Below are 10,243 nucleotides of genomic sequence, written 5' to 3' on the forward strand. Positions count from 1 at the left end.
CGCAGGAGGCTGTAGCAGGAATTCTGCGAATAGTCTTTGAGAAGCAATATAAGAAGAATATGAAAAGATTATCGTAAGACTATGAATAGTCCATTTTTCTAAATCATTATTCCTATGTATAATAGGTTGTCACATGAAATGATGCTCTCTACCAAGAGAACCGAACAAGAAAAACTTAAGATCTTCGTCTCTGCCTATGCTTGCGAGCCTGGGATGGGAAGTGAGATTGGCGTGGGATGGCACTGGGTGCTGGAGATGTCGAAGTACTTCGAGCTGTGGGTGCTGACACGCGAAAGCAATCGGCACACCATCGAGCCTTGGATTGACAAGCATCCCGCATATAAAAATATCCACTGGCTGTATTACGACTGGCCCAAATGGGCACGTTTCTGGAAAAAGGGCTTGCGCGGCGTGCGTACCTATTATAATATATGGCAGGTGTGTACCAACCATATCGTGAAAAGGACCATGCAGGAAAATGACATCAGGATTTTCCACCATCTCACCTACGGAAACGCATTGTGGAAGGTGAGCAGCTATGGACAAAAGCAATTCTTCATATGGGGACCCATAGGAGGTTTGGAAACCATACCTGAAGAATATTGCAAACACTACGGAAAAAAGAGCTATATCATTGAAAGGATTCGTAGGCAAATAGCCTTGTTGAGCAAATGGAACATGGGATTCAAAAAACGATGCAAAAATGCAAATCTGATATTATGTAAAACCGACTTTACCCGTCAATACATTCCTTCGGCTTATGCCAACAAGACCATCATTTTTACCGATGTTGCAGCTGAAGCAACGCTCTCTGCTTGCCACAAACAAACGGGAAAAAAGGATGTCACCGAATATGTCACTATAGGCCGCCTGGATGCTTGGCGTGGATTTGACCTGATCATTGAAGCTACCCATGCCGCCGTGAAGCAGAATGACCAAATTCATGTGACAATAGTAGGAGAAGGCTATGACAAGCAAAGACTTGAAAGGATGGTCAAAGACAGGGGGCTTGGCAAATATATATCGCTTACAGGCAAAGTTTCCATGGAGAAATACAAAACATTGATGGCTGATGCTGATGTTGTGATCAATGCAGCATTGAAGGAGGGAGCCGTCACTGTTTCATTTGACGCTATGGCATTGGGGAAACCCTTGATATGCATAGACACAACAGGATATACACGATACTTCACGCATGACTATGCGATCATCATACCCAGAAAAGGAAGAGATTTTGTGATAGACCACATCACGAAGGGGATGTTGAGACTTACTGATGTAGAGACAAGAAAAATGATGGGCAAAAAAGCTCAAGATGCTTCTGCTACATGCTGCTGGGAACACCATGGAGCCGAAATCAAAGATGTGATTACCCGAGCATATCGTTCGTAGATAAACCTTTGCATTTGATGACTATCACTGCTGTTTTCAACAAATTGTTTAACCTCGATGAAGGATGCCTGTTCTATCGGTTCAATAATGTCGATGGAAAGATCTGGATAATGCCTGCCAAAAACCTTCGCACAGCAATGGAACTATATCAGCCAAGCGGCTGGAAGGGGAAATGGATGAAAAGAGGATTTCCTATGCTGCACAAGATACGGATGGTGAGGAGTCTGATTCATACGGAGAAAATCAGATGCAGATTTGATGTGAATTTGAAGAAGTTGCTGGAGAAGGTAACTGACACGGAAGAATTGGATTTTTCCATCTTCTGCGGAACACCCTGTGTACATCAGAAAATAACGATTCAACTCAGCAAAGGACACAGGATATTGGGGTATTGCAAGGCTACAGACAGTTGTGAAATAGCCGCATTGTTTGAAAATGAAGCACAGTTGTTGAATGTTCTGCATAAAAAAGGTATAAGGAGTGTGCCCGAATGTCTGTTCTGTGGAGATTTGGGCAACGGGGTGAGCCTATTCGTGCAAAGTACAACAAAAACAAGTCAGTCAAAGGTGGTACACGAATGGGGAATACTACACGACAAATTTCTGTTACGGCTGAAAGAAGCGACCATTCAAGAAATAGCATTTGAAAAGAGCGACTTTTGTCGGGTGCTCACGGCTTTGCAAAAACATACCGACTGGCTACCCGAAGAGGTGGACAAGGCTATGGTGATGAATGCCGTTGAAGATACTGTCAAGCACTGGGAGGGAAAACGTGTTGGCTTTTGTGCTTATCATGCTGACTTCACTCCATGGAACATGTATGTGGAGCAGGACGAACTATTTGTCTTTGATTGGGAATATGCCCAGATGACCTACCCTCCCCTGTTGGATAAATATCATTTCTTCATCCAGACATTCATATTCGAGCGTCACTGGACAGCCCAGGACATCATGGCTTATGTTGATTCGCCGGATGGGAAATGGATGGACAAGCAACTGTTCAAATGCTATCTGCTGGACATGATAGCACGTTTTACCATAAGAGAAAAGGGAACAATAAACGGCGACATCAGCAGGCTGATGCAAATATGGAGTGGACTTTTGGCTGGATTAACCATGTAACCATGATTGTTACAAATATCATTGATTAAATCTAAATAAATGAAAACTATCGTCTGTTTTCATCTCTTCAACGATTATAGTGGAAGCCCCAAGGTGCTGAGGATGGTGCTGGAGGGGTTGCTGAACAAAGGCTACAACGTGGACTTGGTGTCTTCGTGTGGCGGTGTGCTGGATGAACTGGAGGGCATGAAGAATTTCAGAAAACATTCGTATTTCTATCGTTTTTCCAACAATCCGGCCATTACCATGGCAAGATATGCCGTGGTGCAGATCTATACATTTTTCCTTGCACTGAAATGGATGTTCCACCGTGATGTGGTGTTTTATATCAACACGTTGCTCCCTATAGGCGGAGCTTTGGCAGGACGACTCACGGGCAAACGGGTGGTGTATCATTACCACGAGAATGCGTTTGTGAAAGGAGTTTTCTACAAGACGCTGGCATGGATGATGCAACGGCTGGCTCACGAAATCGTCTGCGTATCGGGTTATCAGGCTTCTTCATTGGCCGACCCAAGCAAGGTGACGGTAATCCCCAATGCGCTGCCCAAAGATTTTGTGGAACGAATGACACCTGATGCCGAAAAGGCTTTCAACCTCAAAACCATACTCATGATTGCCTCGCTCAAAGCATATAAGGGTACAAGGGAGTTTGTTGAATTGGCTGTAAGAATGCCTGAATATCGCTTCATCCTGGTGCTCAACGAAACGCAGGAGAATATCAACAGTTTTCTGAAGTCTATTCACGGGAAAGCAATCAAGGGTGCCAACCTCAAGATTTATCCTCGGCAAAGCGATACGACACCTTTTTACATGAAGGCTTCTATTGTGCTGAACCTGACGGACAAGGAGAAATGCATCGAAACATTCGGCATGACAGTGCTTGAGGCCATGAGTGCCGGACTACCGGTAATCGTGCCCACTGTTGGTGGAGTGGCTGAGCTGGTGGAAAACGGCAAGAATGGATATAAGATTGACGTGAAAGACTTGGAACTGATAGAGAAGCGCATACATGAAATGCTGTCAGACAGACAAAACTATATCGGAATGGCCAACAATGCACTGAAAAAAGCAAGGCTTTTCTGTGCAAAGAACATGATTTCTGCCATAGAAACGCTTCTGCAGAATGGCATACGGTAAACCAATAAGTAGAAATATTAAACAATGAAACGGATTGCAATAGTTGGCACACAGGGAGTGCCTGCTAAATACGGTGGATTTGAGACACTGGTGGAAAACCTGATTGGAGTGAACCGTAGTTATAACATCAAATACACCGTGTTCTGTTCGGCAAAGGATTATGACGACAGACGAAAGACATTCAATGGGGCCAAACTGATATATATCCCCCTATTCCACGCCAACGGTGCACAAAGCATTTTCTACGATATATTGTCGCTGATGTGCTGCATCATAGGTTTTGACACTGTGCTTGTACTGGGTGTTTCAGGGGGTGTTTTCCTGCCTTTTTTCCGTTTGCTTTTCCATAAGAAACTGATTGTCAACATTGACGGTTTGGAACATACCCGTGCCAAATGGGGAGGATTTGCCAAATGGTATCTCAGACTGAGCGAAAAGCTGGCGGTGAGGTGCGCTGATATCGTTATTAGCGACAACAAGGTGATACAGCGATATGTCGAAGAAAAATATGGGAAAAGTTCTGAACTGATAGCCTACGGTGGAGACCATGTGCTGCGCAATGTGTCGGAGGAGAAACAAAGCAGCATATTGAACGAGTATATGCTCGACAAAAAAGGATATGCCTTGTCGATATGCCGCATAGAGCCTGAAAACAAATGCGACATCACATTGCAGGCCTTTGCCGAAAGCGGTATGCCGCTGGTGTTTATCGGCAACTGGAACCACAGCAGCTACAGCAAGAACTTGAGGTTCAAATATGGCATGATACACAATATCCGTATTTTAGACAGTATCTACGACCTTGACGAGCTCTATACTCTGCGCAAAAACTGCCGCTTGTATGTCCATGGGCATAGTGCGGGCGGCACCAATCCTTCATTGGTGGAGGCCATGTTCTTCGGATGCCCCATACTGGCCTACGGAGTGGAATACAACAGAGAAACCACCTTCAACATGGCTCACTACTACCTTGATGCCGAACAATTGAAAGAACTCAGCATGAACGTAAAGCAAAATGATGGTGACTTGACCGATCTGACTTATCATCACTACACATGGAAAAACATCATCAAACAATATGAAGCCATTTTTTAAAAGGTAGCAAAGCATGATTGTGCATGAAGCATCGCCTGATTAAAATACTTTAACTGCATAGGATGAAAGGCTATGCCACATTTTTACTACTTTTACATGGAATTTCGAATCGAATTGACAATCATTCATTCATAAACATATATATAATAAGGTAATAAACCTGTCTGCTCTAAATCAAGTTTACTTTAATAAGTTTAGAGGAACATGTATATATACATGGGTAAACGTAAACCTTAAACTTAATTACAATATGGCTATTTTTCTTTTACCGAAAAAAGTCTTCTGATATTGTACTTGTAACTTTCAATATCAGAAGACCCTTGGTTTTAATGTTATGTTCCTAATCGTTAGCCATCAAATATGAGTAGTACTTATTGAGCAGATTAGACAGTGGTAAATCTCCCTTTTGGTAACGCTCAGCATCGAGTGGTAATATTCTTTCACAAACCTTTCTGTGACCTTTGAACAGGGCATAGAGATATGGTATGCCATTCTCTTGGGTAATACACACATCGGTAAAGAATTGTGTGAGGTCCTCTGCATCAAAGACAATGGAATAGCTTGGTCGTTTGGCTCCTGGAATGTTTTCTACCAATATATTCTTGCTGACGAGGTATTGTATGTCGCGTAGGGCGGTGTCTTTGGAACACTTAGCCAAGGATGCCCAAGTCTTAGACGTTATCTTTGCCTCATAGCCATCAAGGAAGAGATTGAGCATTTGTGTCTGTCGCTCTGTCATGGGTATGGATGCAACCTTCTGCCAAAAGAAACTCTTGTTCAAGATGGTGGTAACAATGGTTTCTGCTTCGTCGAGTGCATCAATAAGTTTTTTCATATACCATACCAGCCATTCTGTGATGTCTCCATCGCCACGTTGCATACGTTCCAGAATGTCGTAATAGTGATTTTTGTCTTTATTGATTTGAGATGATATATTATAGAAACTTTGGCTCCTCTTCTCTCCTCGAGCAAGAAGCATGTCAGAAAGAATGCGAGCCAGTCGACCATTGCCATCTTCGAAAGGATGTATGCTTACAAACCAGAAATGGGCTATGGCTGAACGGACAACGCTACCCCCTGTGTCATCGCCATCAAACCAATCTATAAACTTTTGCATCTCGCCCTCTACAAGATTAGGAGAAGGGGCTACATAATGCACCTTCTCACGACCAAACATTCCGCTAACAATATGTTCCTCGTTTGTGCGGTATTGTCCAATCTCTATTTGACTACCTTCGCTAAAACCAGTTGGGAGGAAAGCCGCTTGCCAAGCGCAGAGTTTCTCTTTACAAAGAGGCTGATCATAGTTCTGCACGGCTTCGAGCATTACGCCAACCACAGAGTCAACATAATGGGAAGGAGCTGTATATTTCACGTTTTCAATTCCCAGTTTTCTGGCGATTGAAGAACGCACCTGCTCCTCATTCAGTCGTATGTCTTCTATTTCTGAAGAATATACTACATCATGTGTCAAGTTCTCTGCCATGGCTCTGAGTTTACTATCAAAGCCGAGCGAGCTCAATCTGCCGTAAAGCAAACCTTGCTTACGACATACTATTTCCTGAAGCTTTGATACCTCAGAAGCATCCCAACGGAAGTTTGTCCAATTATCTCTTTCGTGTATATACATAATGTATTTATTCTGTGTGCGACAAAGAATGGCATAAAACGCCGCATATTCTGCGATAAAAATAATAAAATAATGTCGAATCGCCAAATAAACCCGTAAAATACCGCATATTTTGCGACGTCTCCAAGAGAATAACGACTCTATGTATAAATTCTAACAAAATTGTGGTTATAGTAATAAAATGTACTTTCGTATCGTTATTAATGTAACACACGTATTACATTGGATAAATTATGAAGAACCTTCTATACATAGTGTTCAGCTTTCTTATGCTTTGTGCGTTGTGTACAAGCATTAACAGCTATTGCAGAACAGAATACATGATAGCCCAGGATGTGGATCAGGCATTGAAGCAAGTTCTTGTGAAAATGCCCGACAATGTGGTTACCACAGACACCATACGCTGTTACCGCAACTGTCTCACCATTGCCGAATTGAAAGATACGGCAGGTATTGCCATGCGTACCGTACGCAGAGGTGGACGTTGGGAGACCAAGATGGTGGCAGAGGCAAATTGCAGCTTTGCTACGACTTTCATGATGTCCGATCAAAAAGCTTCGGGCTCTCTTTTCGTGTTTGGTGCATTGTGGTTGTTGGGGAGCTTGTGGTATGTAAGAAGGAATAAGCCAGAGTTGATAGTTCAAGGGTTGGCGTACGGAGGTATTGTGTTCCATGATGATAAATTTATGACCGTATCGGGTGAGGAGATTCGGCTTACTCCTATGCAACACTCCTTGCTTAAAATTTTCATAACGACAGATACCCATACGTTATCGAAACAGGAGATTTGCGACCGACTATGGCCTAAGAAACCTGATGCAAGCGATACGCTTTATACGCTAATTAGACGTATAAAACCTATCATAGAAACACATAGCACCCTGAAAATCGAATCGGATCGAGGTAAGAGTTATAGTTTGAAACTCAGATAGATAGATTCGTTGTTAGCCGTTTGTCAGGGAAATGTCAGGGAGATGTCAGACTAAATAACAGGCTTCCTTGTAAAGAGGATGTAGTTTTGCGCCATAAAACAAAAAATGGCGTAAAATGAAACGATTAGCTACAATTTCAATTATTCTAACTTCTGCATTCTGTGCTTACGCTCAGAATGTGGACAAGACCGTCACGCTTGATGAAGTAACGGTAAAAGCCGCTAAGGTTGTGTACAAGCCTGACGGCATGATCGTCTATCCTACCGACGCACAGAAGCAGGCTTCAAACAATGGCTACAGCATTCTTGAGAAACTCACACTTGCCAATATTCGTATTGACAACATCAACCATACTATTACCGCTATTGATAACAGAGGTAGCGTTCAACTTCGGGTAAATGGCATTGTTGTAGGCAAACAGGAGATGTTGGCGCTTAATCCAAAAGATATTGCCAAGATTGACTTTATAAACAACCCCGGCGTTCGTTATGACGAAAGCATTGGCTATGTGATTGATATAGTTACACGCAGGAGCGAGAGCGGTTATACTATTGGCACGGACGTAACTTCGGCTCTTACAACCCTGCAAGGCGACGGCTCGGTGTATGGTAAATGGAACCGCGGAAAGAGTGAATGGTCGCTTTCGTATGATGTGAGTGGATATAAAAACAAAGGCGAAAAGAGCAAGCAGCTGTCCCAATATACCTTGACTGACGGCAGTATCTACACTATTGAGCGAAATGATGTGGAGTCGCTTAGTAAAGCTATTGCGCATGATACAAAACTAACCTATAACTGGTCGGACTCCACAGCAACCGTATTCCAAACATCCTTGAGCGGGGCATTCAACAACGCTCCTGGCAACTATAATATTAAGGACATCACGGATGGTTCTCGACAATATCAGGCTACAAGCCGAGAACACAATAAGAGTCATTCGCCTGTTTTGGATATTTATTTCTTTCGTCAGCTCACCCCACGCCAATCCATCACAGCCAATGCCGTAGGTACCTATATATCCACACAGACAGGCAGCTATTATGACGAGGGTACACCTTATCAATATGATGTGGATGGCAAGACAGCTTCTCTCCTTACTGAGGCGATTTATGAGAACAGACTCAAACCGTTTACCCTCTCAACAGGCTTGAACTATAGCTATAAACACACAAAGAACGACTATCTTGGCGATGCTTCAGCTTTGACCAAGACCAACAACAACCGCCTATATGCCTTTGCCGAAATCAAGGGCATGCTCCAACCGTTGCGTTACACATTAGGTGCGGGTGCAAGTTATATCCATTACACCCAGAACGGGCACAGATATAATTTCTGGACTTTTCACCCAAAGGCATCTCTGACATATCAAATCAATAAAAGCATGCAGTTGAGCTACACTTATCGGGTGCAGGACGTAGTTTCCCGTATAGCCATGACGAGCGACGCAATGGTTCGCACAAACAGTATGGAATGGACTGTAGGCAATCCAGACTTGAAACCTTCGCACGTTATGGAGCATCGATTGCAGTTTTCATATAACACCAATCGTCTGCAGACCTCTGTAGATGGTTATTACAAGCAATGTCTCAAACCGAACATGGCACATTATGAGCGGACTGACGACAATAAATTCATATACACTCAGATTAATCAAAAGGAAATTGATGCACTGGACGCTATGGCGTACGCTGGCTATTGGCTCTTGCCCGAAAAACTTCAGATTGCAGCCTATGGAGGATTGAACAGATGCTTTAATTACGGCAACGACTATACACATTGCTATACATCGTGGTATTATGTAGGGAGCATCACGGCTTATCTCGGCAAATTCACGTTGCAAGGATACATAGATAACGGCAACCGATTCTTGGAGGGAGAATCTAAAGGCTACAATGGAGCCTATTCGGTACTGAAAGCTGCCTATTCATGGCGCGACTGGCAATTCTCGTTGTCGTGGGCTAACCCTTTCAAGTGCAACTACAAGTCGTATGAGAACGAGTTGCTCAACCGTAATCTGTATAAGCACACTATTGGTTATTCCAAGGATAGCGGTAATCTCGTTACGCTGAATGTATCTTGGCGACTAAGCCGTGGAAGCAAGCATAAGTCAGCAGAAAAGAAGATAAACCTGCGTGATACGGATAATGGCATTATAAAATAAAGCACTTTGTATATTCTTTAGTTTTAATCAAAGTGCATCATTTTAACACATCGTTAAAACGATGCAAATGTATGTTGGTTTTCAGATAAACAACAATAGCCAATATCCAATTGGTACACGGAATAGCGTAACCATCCGAAATCAACCGTCTTGTTCAAATTCTTCGCGCTTTCGTACTTTGCAGGCAAAAAAAGCCATGTTTAATTTGAATGAAAACAACCGCATCGTCATGTCACAACATCCCAGTGACATGCGTATCGGAGTAAACGGAATGTGCGGGCAGGTTAGAAAGGTAGGACTTGACCCCTCAAACGGGGATGTGTATATCTTTGTGGGACGCAGCAGGCAGCTGATGAAAATTCTTCATTGGGAAAGGGGAGGTTATGTGATGTATTACAAAAGGCTTGAACAGGGACGTTTCCATCCACGCATTTTCTTGCGTGAAGGCATCGGCTTCCGCACCATGCGGTGGGACGAACTGGTGCTGCTGATGGAAGGAATATCGCCCAAAGTGGCAAGGAGGAAAAGGTTTCCGAACCCAAACGGGAAGCTTGAATTATGCCGCAAAAAATAATGGGAAAAAGTGTCGCCTGACGGTAAAAAAATGCGAGAAAAGGCTTGTTTATGTTGTTGGAAATTAGTAATTTTACATCATGATTCAAGCACCCTCCTACTCCGATCTCGTGGCCGAAATCAAGGATTTAAAAGCAAGAATTGCTTATCTCGAACGTCAGCTCTACGGAGCAAAACCCGACCGTCTCTCCCGTAAGAA

8 protein-coding genes are annotated in these 10,243 nt (G+C 43.2%); 7 read left to right on the forward strand and 1 reads right to left on the reverse strand.

What is annotated here, in order from left to right:
* The first annotated feature begins 138 nt into the window (after window positions 1-138).
* From I6E40_RS05965 to I6E40_RS05980, 4 genes are read left to right on the forward strand one after another with little or no spacing between them, the layout of a single operon-like run.
* Window positions 139-1,392: a glycosyltransferase gene (locus I6E40_RS05965; RefSeq protein WP_235386047.1), complete on the forward strand. Its 1,254-nt coding sequence runs from the start codon at window positions 139-141 to the stop codon at window positions 1,390-1,392.
* Between the two features lie 17 nt (window positions 1,393-1,409).
* Entirely contained in the window at window positions 1,410-2,513 is a 1,104-nt protein-coding gene (locus I6E40_RS05970) for a phosphotransferase (protein ID WP_235386049.1), read from the forward strand.
* A gap of 39 nt (window positions 2,514-2,552) precedes the next feature.
* The gene (locus I6E40_RS05975; protein ID WP_235386051.1) at window positions 2,553-3,653 is read left to right on the forward strand and encodes a glycosyltransferase family 4 protein; all 1,101 of its coding nucleotides are present in this window, start codon (window positions 2,553-2,555) and stop codon (window positions 3,651-3,653) included.
* A gap of 24 nt (window positions 3,654-3,677) precedes the next feature.
* Complete coding sequence (locus tag I6E40_RS05980; protein WP_235386053.1) at window positions 3,678-4,748, forward strand: DUF1972 domain-containing protein; 1,071 nt, start codon at window positions 3,678-3,680, stop codon at window positions 4,746-4,748.
* A 340-nt stretch (window positions 4,749-5,088) separates the two neighbouring features.
* Here the strand turns inward: I6E40_RS05980 and I6E40_RS05985 are convergent, their stop codons facing one another.
* Complete coding sequence (locus I6E40_RS05985) at window positions 5,089-6,378, reverse strand: Fic family protein (RefSeq protein WP_235386054.1); 1,290 nt, start codon at window positions 6,376-6,378, stop codon at window positions 5,089-5,091.
* 320 nt (window positions 6,379-6,698) lie between these two features.
* On the opposite strand from I6E40_RS05985, the gene I6E40_RS05990 reads away from it, so the two are divergent.
* From I6E40_RS05990 to tnpB, 3 genes are all read left to right on the forward strand, one after another.
* The gene (locus tag I6E40_RS05990) at window positions 6,699-7,310 is read left to right on the forward strand and encodes a helix-turn-helix domain-containing protein (RefSeq protein WP_235386056.1); all 612 of its coding nucleotides are present in this window, start codon (window positions 6,699-6,701) and stop codon (window positions 7,308-7,310) included.
* A gap of 115 nt (window positions 7,311-7,425) precedes the next feature.
* On the forward strand, window positions 7,426-9,471 hold the full coding sequence (locus I6E40_RS05995) for a TonB-dependent receptor (RefSeq protein ID WP_235386057.1): 2,046 nt from the start codon (window positions 7,426-7,428) through the stop codon (window positions 9,469-9,471).
* A gap of 67 nt (window positions 9,472-9,538) precedes the next feature.
* On the forward strand, window positions 9,539-10,045 hold the full coding sequence (tnpB, locus tag I6E40_RS06000) for an IS66 family insertion sequence element accessory protein TnpB (protein WP_235386058.1): 507 nt from the start codon (window positions 9,539-9,541) through the stop codon (window positions 10,043-10,045).
* Window positions 10,046-10,243 lie beyond the last annotated feature (198 nt).

This window comes from Prevotellamassilia timonensis (assembly GCF_021531665.1).
Taxonomy (GTDB): domain Bacteria; phylum Bacteroidota; class Bacteroidia; order Bacteroidales; family Bacteroidaceae; genus Alloprevotella.

Excerpts from the sequence above, each read along its gene's own strand:
- I6E40_RS05995 (WP_235386057.1), top strand. The coding sequence starts at position 7,426 with ATGAAACGATTAGCTACAATTTCAATTATTCTAACTTCTGCATTCTGT.
- I6E40_RS05990 (WP_235386056.1), top strand. The coding sequence starts at position 6,699 with ATGATAGCCCAGGATGTGGATCAGGCATTGAAGCAAGTTCTTGTGAAA.
- I6E40_RS05970 (WP_235386049.1), top strand. The coding sequence starts at position 1,410 with ATGACTATCACTGCTGTTTTCAACAAATTGTTTAACCTCGATGAAGGA.
- tnpB (WP_235386058.1), top strand. The coding sequence starts at position 9,539 with ATGTATGTTGGTTTTCAGATAAACAACAATAGCCAATATCCAATTGGT.
- I6E40_RS05980 (WP_235386053.1), top strand. The coding sequence starts at position 3,678 with ATGAAACGGATTGCAATAGTTGGCACACAGGGAGTGCCTGCTAAATAC.
- I6E40_RS05975 (WP_235386051.1), top strand. The coding sequence starts at position 2,553 with ATGAAAACTATCGTCTGTTTTCATCTCTTCAACGATTATAGTGGAAGC.
- I6E40_RS05965 (WP_235386047.1), top strand. The coding sequence starts at position 139 with ATGATGCTCTCTACCAAGAGAACCGAACAAGAAAAACTTAAGATCTTC.
- I6E40_RS05985 (WP_235386054.1), bottom strand. The coding sequence starts at position 6,378 with ATGTATATACACGAAAGAGATAATTGGACAAACTTCCGTTGGGATGCT.